Origin of the sequence: Enterobacter cloacae complex sp. (assembly GCF_900322725.1) — a bacterium.
Classification (GTDB): domain Bacteria; phylum Pseudomonadota; class Gammaproteobacteria; order Enterobacterales; family Enterobacteriaceae; genus Enterobacter; species Enterobacter quasihormaechei.
This window is the reverse complement of record NZ_LT991957.1, coordinates 3,487,454-3,508,429: the sequence shown is the minus strand read 5'-3', so window position 1 is coordinate 3,508,429 and position 20,976 is coordinate 3,487,454. Positions and strand designations below refer to the sequence as shown.

The window sequence follows — 20,976 nt, the reverse complement described above, 5'->3', positions numbered from 1 at the left end:
ATCAGGAAAGATATCATGGCGCATTCCCACTCCCATTCTCCCTCTTCCGGCGATGAAAACGCCAAACGGCTTCTGCTGGCATTTGCGGTCACCGCCACGTTTATGGTTATTGAGGTCATCGGTGGTCTTATTTCCGGCTCGCTGGCGCTGCTGGCCGATGCCGGACACATGCTTACCGATGCCGCGGCGCTGCTTTTCGCGCTGCTGGCCGTGCAGTTTGCCCGTCGCCCGCCCAATGCCCGCCACACGTTTGGCTGGCTCAGGCTGACCACGCTTGCCGCCTTTGTGAATGCGATTGCCTTAGTGGTGATTACCATACTCATCGTCTGGGAGGCTTTTCAGCGCTTTCGGCATCCTCAACCGGTAGCCGGGACAACGATGATGGTGATTGCCATTGCCGGCCTGGTTGCCAATATTCTGGCGTTCTGGATATTGCACCGCGGCAGCAGCGAAAAAAATCTGAACGTGCGGGCCGCGGCGCTCCACGTGCTCGGTGATTTGCTGGGTTCTGTTGGTGCGATTGTGGCCGCGCTGATCATTATGGGCACGGGCTGGACCCCTATCGACCCGATTCTTTCCGTGCTGGTATCGTGCCTGGTATTGCGCAGCGCCTGGCGGCTGTTGAAGGAGAGCGTAAATGAGCTGCTGGAAGGCGCGCCCACGTCACTGGATATTGGCGAACTGAAGCGCAACCTGAGTCGCTCCATTCCTGAGGTTCGTAACGTCCATCACGTTCACGTCTGGCTGGTTGGCGAAAAACCGCTTATGACGCTGCACGTTCAGGTTGTTCCGCCCCACGATCACGACGCGCTGCTTGAACGTATTCAGCATTTCCTTGAGCATCACTATGAGATTGCGCACTCCACCATCCAGATGGAGTACCAGCCTTGCAGCGGGCCAGACTGCCACCTTAACGAGGCGCAGTCCGGCCACTCACACGCACATCACCATTAACGGGAAAGCGCGCGAGAGCCACGCTCACGCGCGCTGTTAATCCACATGCGGCTGCCGTTGAGAGCAATGAAGGTCAGCAGCATGTACTCCAGCGACATAGCATAAACGCCCTGAAGGGCAAAAATCACCACGCTAATCACGTTAATCACCACCCACAACAGCCAGTTCTCAACGTATTTACGCGTCATCAGGATCATCGCCGCAATCGACAGTACCATCATGCAGGAATCCCAGAACGGGAAGGCGTCCGGCTGAAGCTCTGGCAGGGTGACGTTCAATCCCAGCCCCGACATCACCGAGACCGCCACGCGCGTCAGGAAGGCAAATACCGGATCGATAAAGACGGTCATCAGGCCGATAGCCACCACGCAGGCCGCGAGCCAGGCGAGGGCTTTTGGCAACGGCAGCCAGCGGATTTGCAGCTCCGCCTCCTGCTGGCTGTTTTGCCGTGACCAGGCATACCAACCGTAGATGTTGGCCGCGAAGAAGAACAGCTGTAGAAGCAGGCTGGCGTAGAGCTGGATCTGGAAGAAGATGATCGCAAACAGCGTAACGTTAATCAGCCCGAACGCATAGTTGCTGATCTTCTCAAGGCTGGCCAGCCAGATACAGAGTAAACCGGCCAGCGTACCTACCGCTTCAATCCACGACAAGTCATAGCCGCCCGCACCGATGGGGATGTGAACCAGGATGTTCTGTGTACTAAAAAAATCCATTTTTTCTCCGGGGCGTAATAAGTTAAGTACGTAGTGTAGCCGCAAAATCCAGCATGCGGTTAAGCGGAATTAACGCGCCTTCACGCAGGGCAGCATCCAGGTGGATCTCATGCGCAGCGCCACCGTTCTCCAGCCCCTCCGCAATGGCTTTGAGGCCATTCATCGCCATCCACGGGCAGTGCGCGCAGCTACGGCAGGTCGCCCCTTCTCCAGCGGTTGGCGCTTCAAGCAGCTCTTTTTCCGGCACGGCCTGCTGCATTTTGTAGAAGATACCGCGATCGGTCGCCACGATGAGCTGCTTGTGTGGCAGCGTTTTTGCCGCGTTAATTAACTGGCTGGTTGAGCCGACGGCGTCCGCCATGTCGACGATCGACTGCGGGGATTCCGGGTGCACCAGAATCGCGGCCTGCGGGTATAAGGCTTTCATCCGGGTCAGCGCCTGGGTCTTGAACTCATCGTGGACGATACAGGCACCCTGCCAGCACAGCACATCCGCACCGGTCTGTTTTTGCACGTAGTTTCCCAGATGGCGATCGGGCGCCCAGATGATTTTTTCACCCATGCTGTCCAGATGTTCAATCAGCTCAACGGCGATACTGGACGTCACTACCCAGTCTGCCCGGGCTTTGACGGCAGCGGAGGTGTTGGCGTAGACCACGACGGTACGGTCAGGGTGAGCATCACAGAAGGCGGTGAACTCATCAATCGGGCAGCCGAGATCGAGGGAGCATTCGGCATTCAGCGTCGGCATCAGAATCGTTTTTTCCGGGCTGAGGATTTTTGCCGTTTCGCCCATAAAACGAACGCCCGCAACGAGAAGCGTAGAGGCAGGATGTTTAGCGCCGAAACGCGCCATCTCCAGCGAGTCTGAGATACAGCCGCCCGTCTCTTCTGCCAGCTGCTGAATTTCCGGGTCAGTGTAGTAATGCGCCACCATCACCGCATCACGCGCTTTAAGAAGGCGCTTAATTTTCTCACGATAGAACTGCTTCTCATCCCGGCTTAGCGGCGCTGGCTTCGGCGGGAAGGGATAAATTGCGGCTTCGGGATCAAACATCACACTCATTATGGCTTCTCGTTTTACTGGCTTAACAATATTGCCTTTGTTTTGCGGTAGGTAGCAAAAATGACGGCAATGGTGTTTTATATACTAAACAAGATAGCGAATATCAGGTGGAATGTCATCGGGAATTGGTGCCGGCAGCATTTGTCGGGTGGCGGCTTCGCCTTACCCGACCTACAAAGCACTGGGGAACGACAGATAGCAAAAAGGCGCCTTTAGGGCGCCTTTTTACATTGGTGGGTCGTGCAGGATTCGAACCTGCGACCAATTGATTAAAAGTCAACTGCTCTACCAACTGAGCTAACGACCCCTTACGGGATTTTTTCTTCGAAGTGGTGGGTCGTGCAGGATTCGAACCTGCGACCAATTGATTAAAAGTCAACTGCTCTACCAACTGAGCTAACGACCCATTCGGGTGCTGACTTCGAAGATTTTTACTCGGTACCACTAGAAAGTGGTGGGTCGTGCAGGATTCGAACCTGCGACCAATTGATTAAAAGTCAACTGCTCTACCAACTGAGCTAACGACCCGAGTGGTGGGTGATGACGGGCTCGAACCGCCGACCCCCTCCGTGTAAAGGAGATGCTCTACCAACTGAGCTAATCACCCACTCTGTACTGCCGGAACTGCTTTAAGTGGTGGGTCGTGCAGGATTCGAACCTGCGACCAATTGATTAAAAGTCAACTGCTCTACCAACTGAGCTAACGACCCACTTTTGCGCTGCTTTCACGTTGTTTGATATCCCGTGGCAACGGCGGCATATATTACTGATTTAAGAATTCTGCGCAACAAAAATTTCGATGAAGATCACTTAACTGCTTAGGAATCATGCTGCACGACCAGAAATAACGCGATTTCTGGTCATGCGGTAATCAACCCATCGAACTTAAACGTTTTTGCGCTTGTTTAGCGCCGTCGGTGCCCGGGAATTTAGCAACCACCTGCTGATAAACCGCTTTGGCTTTAGCCGTGTCGCCTTTGTCCTGCATGATCACGCCAACTTTAAACATCGCATCCGGCGCTTTCGGTGATTTCGGGTAATTTTTCACCACAGAGGCAAAATAAAACGCCGCATCATCCTTTTTACCCTTGTTGTAATTCAACTGACCCAGCCAGTAGTTCGCATTGGGCTGGTAAGTGGAATCAGGGTACTTCTTCACGAAGTTCTGAAACGCAACGATAGCATCGTCCTGGCGCGATTTGTCCTGCACCAGGGCAATGGCCGCGTTATAGTCCGTATTCGCGTCACCGCTCTGTACAGGCGCTCCAGACGACGCTGAGGCATCTTCCGCAGGTGCAGGCGTCGCCGCACCGCTTTGATCGCCTGCTGCGGGCTGTGCAGCCGCACCGCCGCTGCTCAGGCTATCCATCTGCGACAAAATTTGCTTCTGGCGCTCCACAACCTGATTAAGCTGATACTGACTCTCCTGGATCTGACCACGAAGGGAATCGATATCGTTCTGGTTGTCGGAAAGTTGCTGCTGGAGTTGAGTTAAAAGCTGACTGTGAGCGTTAGAAATACGCTCGAGCTGAGTGACCCGGTCTTCTACCGAGCCTGAGCCGACACTACTGATTGGTGCCTGAGCAAAAGCGGCCCAGGGGGCCGCTATTCCAACCAGTAACGACAGACTCATCAGATGATGTCTGAAGTTACTGCTCATGCAATTCTCTTAGTAAACGAGTACGGCACGACGGTTTTTGGAGTAAGCCGCTTCGTCGTGACCCAGTACTGCTGGTTTTTCTTTACCGTAAGAAACGATGGAGATCTGGTCAGCAGAAACGCCTTTACCCTGGAGGTACATTTTAACAGCGTTTGCACGACGTTCACCCAGGGAGATGTTGTACTCTGGGGTACCACGTTCGTCCGCATGACCTTCTACGGTGACTTTGTAAGACGGGTTGCTACGCAGGAAGTTTGCGTGCGCATCCAGCATTGCAGCGAAGTCAGAACGGATGTCGTATTTATCCAGATCGAAGTAAACGATGTTGTTCTGCTGTAACTGCTGCATCTGAAGACGCGCTTGCTCTTCAGAAGACATATTGCCATTGCCGTTAGCGTCCATACCGGTGCCGGCACCCATCATGCCTTCGCCGCTCTGGTCATTGCTTGCGTTCTTGTTAGAAGAACACGCTGCGATTGCCATTACAGGCAGAGCGATCATCAGCCCCTTCAGCACTTTGTTCAGTTGCATTTCTAAGATTCCTTTAGTAATCAATTAATTATTATTACAGATACGGCGACCAGGCAGGTGATTTTACCTGTCCATCAGTTGCCGGAAGACGCGCTTTGAAACGCCCATCTGTAGAAACCAGATTCAGCACGGATCCCATCCCCTGAGAAGAGCTGTAGATTACCATGGTGCCGTTAGGTGCCAGACTTGGCGTTTCATCCAGGAACGTTGACGACAGTATTTGTACGCCTCCCGTTACCAGATCTTGTTTGGCAATGTGCTGCTGACCACCCGCAGTGCTGACCATTACCATTGTTTTACCATCGGCACTGACGTCAGCATCCTGGTTCTGAGAACCTTCCCAGGTAATGCGCTGCGCTGCTCCGCCGTTGATATTCATTTTATAAACTTGTGGACGACCGGCCTGGTCAGACGTAAAGGCCAGATTCTGGCTGTCCGGGAACCAGGTTGGCTCCGTGTTGTTGCTACGACCATCGGTTACCTGGCGGATCTGGCCAGAGCCAATGTCCATGACGTACAGGTTCAGGCTACCGGTTTTAGACAGGGCAAACGCCAGTTTAGTCCCGTCCGGAGAGAACGCAGGCGCACCGTTGTGACGCGGGAATGACGCAACCTGACGCACGGCACCATTAGACAGCGTCTGGATAACCAGCGCGGAACGGCCGCTCTCGAAGGTCACGTACGCCAGCTTGGAGCCGTCTGGAGACCATGCCGGAGACATCAGCGGCTGCGGAGAACGGTGTACGGTGAACTGGTTGTAACCATCGTAGTCAGAGACGCGCAGCTCATAAGGGAACTGGCCGCCGTTGGTCTGCACAACGTACGCGATACGGGTACGGAACGCACCTTTAATCCCGGTCAGCTTCTCAAACACTTCGTCACTCGCCGTGTGGCCTGCATAACGCAGCCACTGCTTGTTCACTTTATAGGTGTTTTGAGCCAGAACGGTGCCCGGTGCACCGCCGGTATCCACCAGCTGATACGCAACGTTATAGCCGCCGTCTGGTGCAGGCGTAACCTGGCCGACAACTACCGCATCAATACCCAGCGCAGACCACGCAGCAGGCTGAACGTCCTGCGCAGTACCCGGCTGCTGCGGCAGACGAGAACGATCTAACGGGTTAAATTTACCGCTGTTACGCAGGTCAGCTGCAACAATGCCGCCAATATCTTCAGGCGCAGCGCCCGGGCCTGCCCACTGGAACGGAACGACACCGATTGGACGCGCTGAGTCCACCCCCTGGGTGATCTCAATGCGTACTTCTGCGTGCAGTACAGCTGCCCACAGCATTAAAAAACTAACTGCTACACGTAATGCCTGCTTCATCATATCTCCCTTATCTGGGTAACCTTACCCACGATAATTTAGCAGAATGTTAACAAACCCAAATAGACAAAACTACTTATCCTGTTTACGACCATAGACTGTTTTTCAGACTTCCGTTAGAAGAGTTGATTACAGCTTAAAGTCCAGTTTGGCATCTTTTATCTTTTCATAAACAGCCTCGCTAGGCGGTTTAGGAATGTTCGCCGATCTGGCTGCGGCCAGTGCAGCCTGACAGAGCGCAGGATCGCCCCCTTCAGACGTCACGCTTTTCAACCTGCCGTCTGGCGCAAGATTGATGTGCAGTACGCACTGCTTGCCCTGATACAGGCCTGCATCAAAGAGTCGGCTCTGAATCGCAACCTGGATCTGCTTGGCATAAGCGCTGATATCTGCACCTGTTGCCCCACCGTTGGCTCCGGAGGTACCGCTGTCTTTTGACGGCTGTCCATTTCCTTTGGCCCCACCGCCCGTTTTCGGTGCATTCTTACCGGAGCTCAGGTCACCCAACAGGTCGTCTACACCGGCGGCAGCGGCAGCTTTCTCAGCGGCTGCGGCCTTTTTAGCCGCGGCTTTTTCGGCAGCCGCTTTTTTATCGGCAGCGGCTTTCTCAGCGGCTGCTTTTTTGTCAGCGGCAGCTTTTTCCGCAGCGGCGGCTTTTTCTGCCGCAGCTTTCTCGGCGGCGGCCGCTTTTTTCGCAGCATCAGCAGCCGCTTTCTTCTCGGCTTCCTGCGCAGCTTTCTTCGCGGCTTCCGCTTCGGCTTTCTTCTGTGCGTCGGCAGCCGCTTTTTTCGCCGCTTCCGCTTCCGCTTTCTTCTTCGCGTCAGCAGCCGCTTTCTTCACCGCTTCCGCTTCCGCTTTCTTCTGAGCATCAGCAGCCGCTTTCTTCGCCGCGTCTGCGGCTAACTTAGCCTGAGCATCTGCCTTCGCCTTCGCGTCTGCTGCGGCTTTGGCTGCCGCCTCTTCCGCCTGCTTCTGCTGTTCCTGGGCTTGCTTCGCTGCGGCTTCAGCCTGTTTCTGCTGCTCCGCCTGCTCTTTCGCCGCTTCCTGCGCCTGCAAACGTTCTTTCTCAAGCTGCTTCAGACGTTCCTGCTCGGCGGCCTGCTTTTCACGCAGCTCTTCCGCCTGCTGTTGCGCCTGTTTTTCACGCTGTTCTTCCGCGCGCTTTGCGCTCGCCTGCTGCTGTTGCTGACGATTATAGTTCTGCACTACCGCACCGGGATCTACCATGACGGCGTCGATGGATGAGCCTCCACCACCGCCCGATGCATCAATGTGCTCATCGAACGAACTCCAGATCAGCGCTGCAAAAAGAATCACGTGCAGCACTGCGGAGACGATTATCGCTCGCTTAAGCTTGTCGTTCTGTTCGGTTGCCTTTGACACTATCGGTTCCCAAAAACTACGCAGATGATCAAATAGGCTGAGTCATTAAGCCAACTGACTTAACGCCCGCGCTATGTAGCAAGTTCAGCGCTTTGATAATTTCATCATATGGTACGTCTTTCGCACCACCGATTAAGAAGACCGTCTTCGGATTTGACTCCAGGCGTCGTTGCGCTTCAGCAATAACCTGCTCTGGCGGGAGCTGATCCATACGATCTTTCTCCACCACCACGCTGTACTGCCCTACGCCGGAAACCTCAATGATGACCGGAGGATCGTCATTGGTGCTTACCGCCTGTGATTCTGTCGCATCCGGCAGATCAACTTCCACGCTCTGGGTGATGATGGGCGCTGTCGCCATAAAGATCAGCAGCAGCACCAGCAGCACGTCCAGTAACGGAACGATATTGATTTCGGACTTGAGCTCGCGACGACCTCGTCCACGCGATCTGGCCATGGTTTACCCCTTGTTGCTCTCGGTGCTGGTAAACGCCTGACGATGCAGAATCGCGGTGAACTCTTCCATAAAGTTGTCGTAGTTCAGTTCCAGTTTGTTCACGCGCTGGTTCAGACGGTTGTACGCCATCACCGCCGGAATTGCGGCGAACAGACCGATTGCGGTCGCGATCAGTGCTTCTGCGATACCCGGTGCAACCATCTGCAACGTCGCCTGCTTTACCGCGCCCAGCGCGATAAAGGCGTGCATGATCCCCCACACCGTACCAAACAGGCCGATATACGGGCTGATGGAACCCACGGTGCCGAGGAACGGGATATGCGTTTCAAGATTTTCCAGTTCGCGGTTCATGGAGATGCGCATCGCACGCGACGCACCTTCTACTACGGCTTCCGGCGCATGGCTGTTAGCACGGTGTAAGCGAGCGAACTCTTTGAAACCACTATAGAAAATTTGTTCGGAGCCTGAAAGGCTATCACGGCGTCCCTGGCTTTCCTGATACAGACGAGAAAGCTCGATACCCGACCAGAACTTATCTTCAAACGCTTCGGCTTCGCGGCCAGCGGCATTGAGGATACGCGTTCTCTGGATGATGATGGCCCAGGATGCGATTGAAAAACCAATCAAAATCAACATGATAAGTTTAACCAGAAGGCTTGCCTTCAGGAACAAATCAAGGATATTCATGTCAGTCACTGCTTAAACTCCGCGACAATAGACTTAGGAAGCGCACGAGGCTTCATTATGGTTGGATCAACACAGACAATCAGGACTTCAGCTGAGTTCAGTACCGTGTTCTCTGCATTGACTATCCGCTGCGTGAAAACCAGTGAAGTTCCGCGCATTGATGTAATTTCTGTTTGGACTTCGAGCATATCGTCGAGTCTGGCAGGCGCAAAATACTCAAGCGTCATCTTGCGTACCACGAAGGCAACTCGCTCAGCCAACAGCACCTGTTGACTAAAGTGATGATGGCGCAGCATCTCTGTGCGTGCCCGTTCATAAAAAGCAACGTAGCTGGCGTGGTAGACCACACCACCGGCATCGGTATCTTCGTAGTAGACACGTACCGGCCATCGAAACAGCGTTGTATTCACTTTACATCCCGGTAATACAAGAAAAGTTGGAGCTTTCAAACTTCGCTACTATACGCGCGGGAATGATGGTTTGGAATGGGGGAAAGTAAACGGAGAGTAAATTTTTATGGGCTCGGGTAAGCCCATATCGTTAACGGACATTTCTTATTCAGAAGAAGAAGAAAATCAAACCGGCGAGGAGTACCAGATCGGCAATCAGCGGGCAGAAGATGCCCTGCCAGTGAAGCGCTTTCGGACGAAAGCCAACGCCGTGAATGACCCCTGCACACACCGCCCACATAATCAGGAAGCCGTGCCAGATCTCAAGCTCGCTGGTTTTTGCCGCGAAGCGCGACGGGTCCCAGAAAATACAGCCCGCCAGCAGTAATGCCATAATGAGGGAAAGCGCCCTCAGGGGGCGCTTATCCATTACCGCATATAACGTTGCGATAATGTTCATTAGTGCTTTTCTTCACCTGCTTTGGACGCTTCAACATGCTCAAGCGCCAGGGCAGTGATGACACCAAATGCACAGGCAAGAAGCGTCCCTAAAATCCATGCGAAATACCACATATTCAGCTCCTTACTTAGTACATAGAGTGGGTGTTGCTTTCAATATGTTCTTTGGTAATACGACCGAACATTTTCCAGTAACACCAGCTGGTGTAGAGCAGGATAATCGGTACGAATACGCAAGCAACATACGTCATCAGGTTCAGCGTCAGCTGGCTGGAGGTTGCATCCCACATGGTCAGGCTAGCATTCATCATGGTGCTGGACGGCATCACGAATGGGAACATCGCAATACCCGCGGTCAGGATGATGCACGCCAGCGTCAGGGAGGAGAACACGAACGCCAGAGCGCCTTTCTCCAGACGAGACGTCAGCACGGTCAGCAGCGGCAGCAGCACACCCAGAGCCGGGATAGCCCACAGCGCAGGGGTAGTGTTGAAGTTCACCAGCCATGCACCGGCCTGACGCGCCACTTCTTTGGTCAGCGGGTTAGACGGTGCAGTATGGTTGATCGCGGAGGTCACCACGTAACCATCAATACCGTAAACCACCCATACGCCTGCCAGAGCGAAGCAGACCAGCGTCACCAGCGCTGCAACCTGAGCGGTTGCGCGGGAACGCAGGTGCAGTTCACCCACGGTACGCATCTGAAGGTAGGTTGCGCCCTGGGTGATAATCATCGCCACGCTCACCACGCCCGCCAGCAGACCAAACGGATTCAGCAGCTGGAAGAAGTTACCGGTGTAGAACAGACGCATATATTCGTCGACGTGGAACGGTACGCCCTGCAACAGGTTACCGAACGCCACACCAATGACCAGCGGTGGAACGAAGCTACCAATGAAGATGCCCCAGTCCCACATGTTACGCCAGCGGGTGTCTTCAATCTTGGAACGGTAGTCAAAACCCACCGGACGGAAGAATAAAGAGGCCAGCACCAGAATCATCGCCACATAGAAGCCGGAGAACGCAGCCGCGTAGACCATCGGCCAGGCAGCGAACAGCGCGCCGCCTGCGGTGATCAGCCACACCTGGTTACCGTCCCAGTGCGGGGCGATGGAGTTAATCATGATTCGACGTTCGGTGTCATTACGACCGAGGAAACGGGTGAGCATGCCCACGCCCATGTCGAAACCATCGGTGACCGCAAATCCAATCAGCAGAACGCCGATCAGCAGCCACCAGACAAAACGCAATACTTCATAATCGATCATTTGATGACTCCTGTCTTAGCGTGCCGGCTGAGTAGTCACAGCAGACTGCTCGTAGTGGTAGCGACCGGTTTTCAGGCTGCTTGGGCCAAGGCGCGCGAACTTGAACATCAGGAACAGTTCAGCCACCAGGAACAGGGTGTACAGACCGCAAATGAGCAGCATGGAGAAAATCAGGTCGCCTGCGGTCAGGGAGGAGTTCGCTACCGCGGTTGGCAGCACCTCACCGATCGCCCACGGCTGACGGCCATACTCCGCAACAAACCAGCCGGACTCGATTGCGATCCACGGCAGTGGAATACCGTACAGCGCGGTGCGCAGCAGCCATTTTTTCTCGCCGATGCGGTTACGAATGACGGACCAGAACGAGGCCGCGATGATCAGCAGCATAATAATGCCGCAACCGACCATGATGCGGAACGCAAAGTACAGCGGCGCAACGCGTGGAATGGAGTCTTTGGTTGCCATCTGAATCTGCTCTTCCGTCGCGTCGGAGACGTTCGGGGTATAGCGTTTCAGCAGCAGGCCGTAGCCCAGGTCTTTTTTCACGTCGTTAAAGCGATCGCGAACGGCCTGGTCGGTAGAACCGGCGCGCAGCTGTTCCAGCAGCGAGTAGGCTTTCATCCCGTTACGGATACGCTCTTCATGCTGCACCATCAGATCTTTCAGGCCAGTGACCTGTTTGTCGACGGAGCGCGTGGCGATAATACCCAGAGCGTAAGGAATTTGAATGGCGAAGCGGTTTTCCTGCGCATCCTGGTCAGGCACGCCGAACAGGGTAAACGCGGCAGGCGCCGGCTGGGTTTCCCATTCCGCTTCAATCGCGGCCAGCTTGGTTTTCTGCACGTCGCCCATTTCGTAACCGGATTCATCACCCAGAACAATAACGGACAGAATCGCCGCCATGCCGAAGCTTGCTGCGATAGCAAAGGAGCGTTTCGCAAACGCGAAGTCACGACCGCGCAGCATATAGTAGGAGCTGATTCCCAGCACGAACATCGCGCCGCAGACGTAGCCAGACGCCACGGTGTGGACGAATTTCACCTGAGCAACCGGGTTCAGGACGAGTTCAGCGAAGCTGACCATCTCCATACGCATGGTTTCGAAGTTGAAATCAGACGCGATGGGGTTTTGCATCCAGCCGTTCGCCACCAGGATCCACAGCGCGGACAGGTTGGAGCCTAATGCCACCAGCCAGGTTACCGCCATATGCTGGACTTTACCCAGACGGTCCCAACCGAAGAAGAACAGACCTACAAAGGTGGATTCGAGGAAGAAGGCCATCAGACCTTCAATGGCCAGCGGCGCACCAAAAATATCCCCAACGTAGTGGGAATAGTAAGACCAGTTAGTCCCGAACTGGAACTCCATGGTCAGACCGGTTGCCACGCCCAGCGCAAAGTTGATGCCAAACAACTTGCCCCAGAACTTGGTCATATCTTTATAAATCTGTTTGCCGGAGAGGACGTAAACCGTTTCCATGATCGCCAGCAGGAACGCCATACCCAGCGTCAGCGGCACAAACAGGAAGTGGTACATCGCGGTCAAGGCAAACTGTAAGCGCGACAGTTCGACTACGTCTAACATTATGACTCCTTGCTCATCGCATGAAGACTCCGAGAGTGAACCCCGTTAGATAAGGATCCACACGCATGCCCCAATACAAAGTTATCTGCGTCCCTTCTTCGTTGCTTATTCTCCGGAGGGGGAAAAAGCAACGATGAAAGGTTACAAATACGTTAAGAAAAAACCAAATTGATCCCGTAAATATAATACGCTGCAAAACCCTTACAATAAACAGGTTTTTATTCGAACAGATTTACGTTTTTCGACGGCGATCAATTTATAGCAAAATTACCACTTTTCGGCCATTTTGATCGGGAACAATTTAACGCCTTTTGGAGCCTTTTTCCAAGCATTAAACATTGATTTAAATCAAAAACGCCGGCATCTGTTAACGATGTTTCTTTGTGGTATGCATAGTAAAGACCTTGTTAATGACATGTATATTTTTAGGCGCGCAGCGTTATAAAAGGCAGAAGAGAATATAAACAGTTGTGATTTTTATTAACGCGACAGGAAAATCGTATTTTATGGACGACGAAACATATTCTGTTATCCGCTTCACAGTATTTTTTTATTACTTTGCCATCAGAATAAATGATTACATTTTATTCACCTTTAGCAGCATTAAAATTAACACCCCTGTGTGACTTTTTAATGAAAAAAAAGGCCGCACCCCCTGCGGCCTTTTGTTAAGCCAGGTATTACCTCTCTATCCTGACGCTAAAGGTTCGGGACTGGCACGGACGGAACGGACCAGAAATGCCCGCACTCTCCTCCCCTGCCGCGTCGGGCAACTCATTCATGTTCGTTTCGCAACAGGCCAGCACCACGCGGTTCACTGACAGGGCGACGTCGCAGGATTGCGTTTCGGACGGGTTGTAGAGACGCACTATCATCTCGTCACGATCTTCTGCTTTCTTCAGCGCGCTGAGCACGCATCCGTTTGGCGAAAGCGTTAGCAGACTGTAGCTGCCGGGCGTGGTGAAGGCGGTGCGGTTAAGCTTCATTGCGTCCCAGGGGATTTTGTTATAGCAGTGCACCGGCGTTAGCCACGACTTCGCCTGCTGCGCAACGCCGGCACTCACGGGCGTGCCGGTAAACGTGAACAGGCTGAAGCGACAGCGTAGCTGGCCCCGTACCTGCGAATCCGGCACCGGCATTTTGATCCCGGACGGCCTGCCCGGGCGCAAAAGTAAATCCTCTTTTCCAAGCAGCCCCACGCCGCGAAGCAACGTCAGGGCAAATGTTTTTTGATGCTCGCCGGTCACCTCAAATTCGCGCAACCCTTCGGTGAACAGCGCCATCCCGTTACGCCGTTCCTGGAGCACCGCGTAGTTGAGCAGGTTCCACACCGGCAGCGGCGCTTCCTTCCATCCCTCCTCCTGCCAGTTCGCCATCGCTTCATCCCGTACGGGGCGCGTCAGCGAACCGAACTGGGTATCGGCTAATACCGCCTCCGTGGTGAACGGCGTCGGGATCAGCACCCGCACGCGATGGTCATCCGCGTGATTGCCGAGGCGCGCCTCAACGTCGATACGCCGGCTGTTATGGCCGAGCGTGACCGTCAGTTCTGCCTCAAGCATCCCCGTCTGCTGACGCGCAGAACGTTCGGCGAGATTCGCCGGCACGGCCATGCGATGGCGGATCACCGCCCTGCTCTGCCAGGCCTCGTGGATCACCTCAACGTCGTGCTCGCCCTGCGCGGAAGTGAGCCGCCACTCTTCCCGAGAGGGCGAGTAGTCGTACTCGTCGCCATCATCCGAGCTCTCTTCTATTTCCAGCGCGCGGTCATAAATCAGCCCGGACTCTTTGTCGCGCAGGCGCAGCGACCCGTCTTCATTTAACGTTATTTCCCAGAACGCATTTTCCAGCAGCGCCGCCGACGCATTTACTGGCGCCAGCAGCTTGCCGGCCACGTGCGGCTCGATAAACAGCGTGCGGTAGCCCATTGATGGCAGGATCTGGTTGAGCTGGATGTCTAACTCCATAAAGGGCTCATAGTTGCCGTAATGCACAATCTGCCGGTCAATCAGCCCGGGGTCGATCTCGCGCGCGCTGCGGAGGTAATAAGGAATGTCATTCCCCTTATCGTCCAGCAGGCGGAACTGGCTGGCGCGCAGACGTATCGTGGTGTTAATCACTTCCTCGCGCGGCCAGGGCGTCAGGTTAAACATCACCAGTTTGTCTTCATCGCTTTGCGGCATGTTGTCGACAATCTTGCGCATATAGAAGCACGTCAGGTTATCGGCCATGTCTTCCGCCAGCTCGAAGCGGGACATCACCTCGCGATGCACTTTGTCACTACAGCAGCAGCCGATACTGTCGTGGGCGTGATTCTTGAGGATCTCTTTCCACATTTTTTCCAGCAGGCCGTGGTGATACTCAAAGCCCAGCGTCCAGGCAAGCGTGGCCAGCGGCTCAAGAACGTTGACGATTTTGTTTTCTATCCGGGCGTGGGCGATTTTGATGTCCATCCGCGTGGAGCCGATGGTCCGGTGCACCCGCATGTATTTACCGTCAATAAACTCCCCTTTCAGGGTTGCCAGTTCATCGCGGTGCGCGTCGATGTGGTCAAATACCTCCTCGAAGCGGCTCATCACAAACTGACGCTGCGGATAGATTTCGCGAAGCTTATCCATCACCGCAAAAATGTTCTGCTGGAGCGGCATCTGGTCGTGGCCGTTAGGCAGCAAAATTTCTTTCGTCACGGAGGCTTTTTCGAGCACCTCTAACCAGGCGTCGAGCCGTTTCCGCAGCCCGTCTTCATCCTCCGGTAAGTACTTACCAATCGCGTAGCCCAAGGGCAGCACCTGTGCCGTCACTTCGCTGCCGTCCTGGCTTTGCCAGAGAAATTCGGTTTTATCGGTACCGTGCCGCTCGGAGCACCCGCGCCAGAACATGGTGCGCGTGATGCCAAAACCGTTATAAATGTGCGGCAGCTGGGAAGACATGCCGAAGGAGTCCGGCAGATAGCCAATTTTCATCGGCTCGCCAAAGGCCATGCAGTCGCGCATGCCGTACATCAGATTGCGGACAATCGACTCGCCGGAGACAAGGGTGGTATCCGTCTGGGTATACCACGGACCCACGATCAGCTTCCCGGCCTCCACCAGCGCTTTCACGCGTGGCCTGCTTTCCGGCTTCACGGCAAAATAATCTTCCAGCACCGCCGTCTGGCCGTCGAGGACGTAGTATTTGTACTCTGCATCCTGTTCAAGACGGGTGAGGATCTCTTCCATATTATTGACCAGAAGAATACGTGACGCTTCGGTGGTGAAGTACCACTCACGGTCCCAGTGCATATGTGGCGTGATATGAACGCGAGATACAGCTTTCATCTTCGTTTCCTGTCGGTGCGTGTTTAGGATGTAATGTCTTCAGTCACGTAGGTGCCGCGCTTCACGGCGTGACGTCGCCAGAGCAGTAACATGAGCGTAGAGATGGCGGCGCCAACCAGCGCGGCGCCAAACCAGCCCGCAGCGGCCATCACGCCACCCAGCCCGGCATCATGCAGTAAGAAGAGCGAGAAAATGCCCGCTCCCGGCGTGGAAAGCCCAATGCCCATCGCCCCGACAATCGCGCCGGTCGCCATTGATCCCAGAACGAATGAGCCGATGACCCGCAGCGGATCCTCGATAGCCATCGGAATTGCCCCCTCGGTGATGCCCGCCAGCCCCAGCAGCCAGGTGGATTTGCCGGTCTCAATTTCGAACTGTTTAAACAGGCTCGGGGCCAGCATCGTTGACGCCGTCACGGTAAAGGCCGATACCATTTTGACGGAGGCAAAGATCGCATAAGGACCGTAGACGCCGTTGGCCATCGCCCCCAGGCAGAACGCGTAAGAGGCTTTGTTGACCGGGCCGCCCAGATCGAACGAGCACATAAAGCCCAGAATCGCACCCAGAAGCAGCGCGTTCGCGCCGGACAGCCCGTTAAGCCAGGCAGTCAGGGCGTTATTGATCCAGGCCACCGGTTCGCCAATTACAAACAGCATCAGGCTGCCTGCACCCAGCACGCCCATCACCGGATAGAGATAAAAGGTCAGAAAGCCGTTGTAGCGGCTGCTCAGCCGGATGTGGTTTTTCACCCAGCGCATCAGGTAACCCGCAATCAGCCCGCCGACGATGGCCCCCAGAAAACCGGAACCAATCATATTGGCGGCCAGACCCGCAGCAAAACCTGGCGTAAGCGCAGGTTTATCCGCCAGCGAGTAAGCGGTATAGGCCGCGAGAACAGGAACCATCAGAATACCGAGCATCCCGCCGCCCAGTTTGCGGTACATCCACAGCCACGAGTTTTCCTGATCGAACAGATGCTGCAAGCCCAGGATTTGCGCCAGCAGTACCGACACGGCCAGCACCGTGCCGCCAGCGACAATCAGCGGCACCGCAAAGGAGATGCCGCTAAGAAGCGCCTGCTTAAGTTCGGTTTTAACGCGCTTTTTGGTGTCTGTGTCGACATGCGCAGGGCGCGCATCGGATTCTGGCTCTAGCGCCAGCGAGCGCTCAATGAGCGCTTCCGCATGGCGCAAGGGTTCAGCTACGGGTACAGAAATGGTGGGGATCCCCTGAAAGCGTTCGCTCTCTTTGATCGCCACTTCCGCCGCGAAGATACACGCTTTGGCTTCCCGCAGCTGCTGAGCGGTAATGCGCCCCTCAACGCCGTTCGCCCCCTGCTTCTCGACCACCACATTGACGCCGAGCTTACGTCCCGCTTTTTCGAGATATTCTGCGGCCATATAGGTATGGGCGATCCCGGCCGGACAGGCGGTTACGCAGACAACCGTCGGGGCGTCGGCCAAACGCGCGCTTTCCTCTGGCTGCGGCGCATCGTCCAGGGCAGCAAGCAGCACGTCCGCGGTGGTGGCGCTCATGACGCGCGCGCGAAGCGCATCGTCCGCCAGACGGGTGGTGAGCGTGGTTAATAGCTGCATATGCGTCGATCCCGCTTCGGCTGGCGGGATGGCGAGCAGAAAAATCAGCTCCACGCGTTCGGGGCCATCCACCCCCTCCCACTCCAGCGGATCGGCGAGCGTCGCCACGGCAAACGCAGCCCTGCTCACGGCCACCGATTTCCCGTGCGGAACGGCAAGCCCCTCCCCCAGCGCCGTCGGCCCCTGGGCCTCACGCTGGTGGACATCACGCAAAAAAAGCGCCAGATCGGAGACTGCGCCACACCGGGCCAGCCTGCCGGCCAGCGCGTCTATGGCCTCATCGCGACTGCGGAATCGCGCGTTCAGGCAGAGCGCATCTGGATGCGTTAACGCCGTCAGGTTCATCATTATGGTTACTCCCGTAAACAGACTGGCGAGAGTATCGCAGAGCAAATAAGACGATTATGTGATCATTTTCATGTTTAGCGATTATTTGTATTTAATTTGTATTATTTACAATTTCATCCGCCGAGGCATAATCGTCATCAATGGTATTAACGAAACAAGACAACGGGCGTGCATGAGCGGAAAACCGAAATATCGTCAGATCGCGGATACCCTGCGGGATCAGATCCAGCAGGGCGTGCTGGCCGCCGGGGACGCGCTGCCGACCGAATCCGCGCTCCAGGCCACCTACGGCGTGAGCCGCGTAACCGTTCGGCAGGCCCTGAAGCTGTTGACCGAGCAGGGCATCGTGGAGAGCGTTCAGGGCAGCGGCACCTACGTTAAAGAGGAACGGGTTAATTACGACATCTACCAGCTCACCAGCTTTTACGAAAAGCTGGCGGACAGACGCGTGGAAACCCACAGCGACGTGCGGGTGTTCGAAGTGATTAAAGCCGATGCGGCGCTGGCGGCAACGATGGCGCTCGCCGAAGGCGATAAGGTCTGGCACGTTAAGCGCGTCCGCTTTATCAAGCAAAAGCCGGTTACGCTGGAAGAGACGTGGATGCCGCTGGCGCTTTTCCCCGATCTCACCTGGGAAGTGATGGAAAACTCTAAGTACCACTACATTGAGCAGATAAAGAAGATGGTCATTGACCGGAGCGAGCAGGAGATCGTCGCGGTAAACCCTACGCCAGAAACCATCGAGGCACTGGGAATCGATCCTTCCCGCCCGATTCTTGAAAAAATCTCCCGCGGCTTTCTTAATGACGGGACGCTGTTTGAGTACAGCCGCAACAGCTTTAAAAGCGACGACTATCGCTTCACCTTAATTGCCCGGCGCCATCATTAAGAGGCGATATCCTAATAGCTTCGCGTTAGGATATCGCTGACATTTAATTATTTGCCATTGCATTTCGTGGTTTATTGTAAAAATGCATTTTCCGGCTATTTATTTCATGAATAGAATTCTGTGCAGAGCATCACATTTATTTTTCGACGCGCGACACCATCAGCGCGCGCATCCCTTGTGGTGGCTGTTTCGCCAGTCTCATACAAATAATCAATAATTACCGCCACTTTTGTTTTTATTTCCGCCGATTTATAGTAGCTGCGGATATAATTTGTCTTTTCCGAATCTGCTTTGCCGCACTCTTAGCGTGAGATTTATCACCTAAGGATGCAGGATATGAAACCGACTCTGATTGCAGTTAGTCTTTTCACGCTGTTCGCTTTTCAGGCCAGCGCAAACGACAGCGCCCCCAGCCCTTCTGCCTATACGAAAGAGCGCAATGCCGCCGTCTATAAAACGCTGGACTTCACCGACCAGCAGGGTATCGCTGACGCGAAACGCGGATTTATCGCCACGCTCACCGCGCCGGTAATTAAAACCGACGGCGGCAAAACCGTAATGAATATTGACGGCTGGTCTTTCCTCAAGGGAGATGCCCCGGCAACGGTTAACCCTTCTTTATGGCGCCACGCCCAGCTCAACAATATTTCGGGGTTATTTAAAGTCACCGATAAAATGTATCAGGTGCGCGGGCTGGATATTTCCAACATGACCATTGTTGAAGGCGACAGCGGCATTATTATTATCGATCCGCTGGTGGCGACCGATACCGCCCGTGCGGCGCTTGAGCTTTATTATCAGCACCGTCCGAAAAAGCCTGTTGTTGCCGTCATATATACGCATAGCCATGTCGATCATTTCGGCGGCGTGAAGGGCGTCGTTTCCGAGAGCGACGTGAAGAGCGGCAAGGTGAAAATCTACGCGCCGGATGGATTCATGGAGGAAGCCACCAGCGAAAACCTGCTGGCGGGAAACGCGATGAGCCGCCGGGCGCTCTATATGTACGGCATGATGCTGAAACCCGGGCCAGAAGGCCACGTGGATAACGGCATGGGCAAATCGCTGGCAACCGGCAAAAACAGCTTAATCGCTCCGACGTATATCGTGAACAAATCCGGCGACCGGGTGAACATAGACGGTATTGATATAGAGTTCCTGCTGGTTCCCGGTACGGAGGCGCCGTCCGAGATGATGATGTGGTTCCCGCAGTTCAACGTGCTGGACACCACGGAGCTGCTGAACCCCAGCATGCACAACCTCTATACCCTGCGGGGCGCCAAGGCGCGTAGCGCGGTGAACTGGTGGAAAGCGCTGGACAAAGCGCTCGTCACCTACGGCGATAAAGCGCAAATCACCATCAGCCAGCACCTCTGGCCTATGTGGGACAACGCCCGCATCAGGAAGTACATGGGCGACCAGCGCGACATGTATAAATACCTGAACGATCAGGTGCTTAATCTGATCAACAAGGGCTATACCATGGATGAAATCGCCGAGACCATCCGCCTGCCGGACAGCCTCGCGAAAAACTGGGCCAACCAGGGATACTACGGCACGGTCAGCCACAATGCCAAAGGCATGTACATGTATTACATGGGCTGGTACGACAGTAACCCCGCTAACCTGAATCCTCTCCCCGAAAAAGAGGCCGCGCCTAAATATATTCACCTGATGGGCGGCGAGAAGCAGGTCTACCAGCAGGCACAGCAGGCGGTGAACAGCGGAGACTATCGCTGGGCCGCACAGCTTCTTAACCATCTGATTTTCGCCAACCCGGAGAACAAGCAGGCTAAGGCGCTACAGGCGGACGTCTTCTCCCAGCTCGGCTGGCAGAGCGAGAACGCGCTCTGGCGCAATGAGTACCTGAGCGGCGCGAAAGAGCTGCGTGAAGGCGTTCCGGTTATCCCGGCCGGGTCGACAATGGACAGCGATCTCACCGCCAGCATTGCCCCTGAAGCCCTGCTTGATTATATGGGCGTGGCGCTTAACGGGCCGAAGGCTAACGGCAAACAGCTGCGCTTCAACTGGACGCTGCCTGACGGCGACAAGTGGGGGATCGCGCTTAACAACAGCGTCATCATGTACCACAAGGATCTCCCCTTCAGCGACCCTGACTTCAGCGTGAAGACCAGCGTGGCCGGGATGTCCCATTTGATAAACCACCAGAAGCCGATGGACAAGAGTATCGCTGATGGCGAGCTCAGCGTCGACGGCAGCACCCAGAAGCTGAAGGAGCTGCTGGACCTGCTGGATACCTTCCCGCAGATGTTCAACATCGTCACCCCCTGACCCTTGCCCGCCCCTGCCCGCGCGGTCGGGGCGTTTATTGCAAAAACATAACGGGAC

The 20,976-nt window shown here is 54.9% G+C and carries 18 protein-coding genes and 5 tRNA genes; 3 read left to right on the top strand and 20 right to left on the bottom strand.

Annotation, left to right across the window (positions count from 1 at the left end):
• Nucleotides 1-15: 15 nt before the first annotated feature.
• Nucleotides 16-954, top strand: coding sequence for a CDF family zinc transporter ZitB (gene zitB / locus DBR02_RS17295; protein ID WP_102751474.1), 939 nt, complete (start codon nucleotides 16-18; stop codon nucleotides 952-954).
• On the opposite strand, the gene pnuC is transcribed toward zitB, so the two are convergent.
• The 20 genes from pnuC to mngA all read right to left on the bottom strand — a co-directional run bounded on the left by pnuC (nucleotide 951) and on the right by mngA (nucleotide 17,738).
• Nucleotides 951-1,670, bottom strand: coding sequence for a nicotinamide riboside transporter PnuC (gene pnuC / locus DBR02_RS17290; RefSeq protein ID WP_063449332.1), 720 nt, complete (start codon nucleotides 1,668-1,670; stop codon nucleotides 951-953). The two genes, zitB and pnuC, sit on opposite strands and share 4 nt — an antisense overlap.
• A gap of 22 nt (nucleotides 1,671-1,692) precedes the next feature.
• Nucleotides 1,693-2,736 carry a quinolinate synthase NadA gene (gene nadA / locus DBR02_RS17285; RefSeq protein WP_107534943.1) on the bottom strand — a complete coding sequence of 348 codons (1,044 nt, stop codon included), beginning with the start codon at nucleotides 2,734-2,736 and terminating at the stop codon, nucleotides 1,693-1,695.
• A 231-nt stretch (nucleotides 2,737-2,967) separates the two neighbouring features.
• A tRNA-Lys gene (locus DBR02_RS17280) sits at nucleotides 2,968-3,043 on the bottom strand.
• A 23-nt stretch (nucleotides 3,044-3,066) separates the two neighbouring features.
• A tRNA-Lys gene (locus tag DBR02_RS17275) sits at nucleotides 3,067-3,142 on the bottom strand.
• A 46-nt stretch (nucleotides 3,143-3,188) separates the two neighbouring features.
• Nucleotides 3,189-3,264, bottom strand: a tRNA-Lys gene (locus DBR02_RS17270).
• Between the two features lie 3 nt (nucleotides 3,265-3,267).
• Nucleotides 3,268-3,343: transfer RNA gene (locus DBR02_RS17265), tRNA-Val, on the bottom strand.
• 27 nt (nucleotides 3,344-3,370) lie between these two features.
• Nucleotides 3,371-3,446 (bottom strand) — tRNA-Lys (locus DBR02_RS17260).
• A 161-nt stretch (nucleotides 3,447-3,607) separates the two neighbouring features.
• Entirely contained in the window at nucleotides 3,608-4,396 is a 789-nt protein-coding gene (cpoB, locus tag DBR02_RS17255; protein ID WP_107534942.1) for a cell division protein CpoB, read from the bottom strand.
• Between the two features lie 9 nt (nucleotides 4,397-4,405).
• Nucleotides 4,406-4,927 carry a peptidoglycan-associated lipoprotein Pal gene (gene pal, locus DBR02_RS17250; RefSeq protein WP_003858578.1) on the bottom strand — a complete coding sequence of 174 codons (522 nt, stop codon included), beginning with the start codon at nucleotides 4,925-4,927 and terminating at the stop codon, nucleotides 4,406-4,408.
• A 34-nt stretch (nucleotides 4,928-4,961) separates the two neighbouring features.
• Nucleotides 4,962-6,254 carry a Tol-Pal system beta propeller repeat protein TolB gene (tolB, locus tag DBR02_RS17245; RefSeq protein ID WP_063866121.1) on the bottom strand — a complete coding sequence of 431 codons (1,293 nt, stop codon included), beginning with the start codon at nucleotides 6,252-6,254 and terminating at the stop codon, nucleotides 4,962-4,964.
• Between the two features lie 129 nt (nucleotides 6,255-6,383).
• Nucleotides 6,384-7,637, bottom strand: a complete 1,254-nt coding sequence (gene tolA / locus DBR02_RS17240; RefSeq protein ID WP_107534941.1) for a cell envelope integrity protein TolA — start codon at nucleotides 7,635-7,637, stop codon at nucleotides 6,384-6,386.
• A gap of 28 nt (nucleotides 7,638-7,665) precedes the next feature.
• Nucleotides 7,666-8,094 (bottom strand): colicin uptake protein TolR, encoded by a 429-nt coding sequence (gene tolR / locus DBR02_RS17235; protein ID WP_003858589.1) that lies wholly within the window; start codon nucleotides 8,092-8,094, stop codon nucleotides 7,666-7,668.
• Nucleotides 8,095-8,097: 3 nt separating this feature from the next.
• Nucleotides 8,098-8,790 (bottom strand): Tol-Pal system protein TolQ, encoded by a 693-nt coding sequence (gene tolQ, locus DBR02_RS17230; protein WP_072201887.1) that lies wholly within the window; start codon nucleotides 8,788-8,790, stop codon nucleotides 8,098-8,100.
• Entirely contained in the window at nucleotides 8,787-9,191 is a 405-nt protein-coding gene (gene ybgC, locus DBR02_RS17225) for a tol-pal system-associated acyl-CoA thioesterase (protein ID WP_003858593.1), read from the bottom strand. Before ybgC ends, tolQ begins: the two co-directional genes overlap by 4 nt.
• Nucleotides 9,192-9,339: 148 nt before the next feature.
• The gene (ybgE, locus tag DBR02_RS17220) at nucleotides 9,340-9,630 is read right to left on the bottom strand and encodes a cyd operon protein YbgE (protein ID WP_003858596.1); all 291 of its coding nucleotides are present in this window, start codon (nucleotides 9,628-9,630) and stop codon (nucleotides 9,340-9,342) included.
• A complete protein-coding gene (gene cydX, locus DBR02_RS17215) occupies nucleotides 9,630-9,743 on the bottom strand; it encodes a cytochrome bd-I oxidase subunit CydX (RefSeq protein ID WP_006177208.1) in 114 nt (37 codons plus the stop codon). Before cydX ends, ybgE begins: the two co-directional genes overlap by 1 nt.
• Nucleotides 9,744-9,757: 14 nt before the next feature.
• On the bottom strand, nucleotides 9,758-10,897 hold the full coding sequence (cydB, locus tag DBR02_RS17210; protein WP_063449337.1) for a cytochrome d ubiquinol oxidase subunit II: 1,140 nt from the start codon (nucleotides 10,895-10,897) through the stop codon (nucleotides 9,758-9,760).
• Nucleotides 10,898-10,912: 15 nt separating this feature from the next.
• Nucleotides 10,913-12,481 (bottom strand): cytochrome ubiquinol oxidase subunit I, encoded by a 1,569-nt coding sequence (gene cydA / locus DBR02_RS17205; RefSeq protein ID WP_063449338.1) that lies wholly within the window; start codon nucleotides 12,479-12,481, stop codon nucleotides 10,913-10,915.
• A gap of 680 nt (nucleotides 12,482-13,161) precedes the next feature.
• Entirely contained in the window at nucleotides 13,162-15,798 is a 2,637-nt protein-coding gene (gene mngB, locus DBR02_RS17200) for a mannosylglycerate hydrolase (protein WP_107534940.1), read from the bottom strand.
• Between the two features lie 23 nt (nucleotides 15,799-15,821).
• The gene (gene mngA / locus DBR02_RS17195; protein WP_107535664.1) at nucleotides 15,822-17,738 is read right to left on the bottom strand and encodes a PTS 2-O-a-mannosyl-D-glycerate transporter subunit IIABC; all 1,917 of its coding nucleotides are present in this window, start codon (nucleotides 17,736-17,738) and stop codon (nucleotides 15,822-15,824) included.
• Between the two features lie 175 nt (nucleotides 17,739-17,913).
• On the opposite strand from mngA, the gene DBR02_RS17190 reads away from it, so the two are divergent.
• On the top strand, nucleotides 17,914-18,630 hold the full coding sequence (locus DBR02_RS17190; RefSeq protein ID WP_063866117.1) for a GntR family transcriptional regulator: 717 nt from the start codon (nucleotides 17,914-17,916) through the stop codon (nucleotides 18,628-18,630).
• Nucleotides 18,631-18,966: 336 nt separating this feature from the next.
• A complete protein-coding gene (locus DBR02_RS17185) occupies nucleotides 18,967-20,919 on the top strand; it encodes an alkyl/aryl-sulfatase (RefSeq protein ID WP_107534939.1) in 1,953 nt (650 codons plus the stop codon).
• Nucleotides 20,920-20,976: the final 57 nt, after the last annotated feature.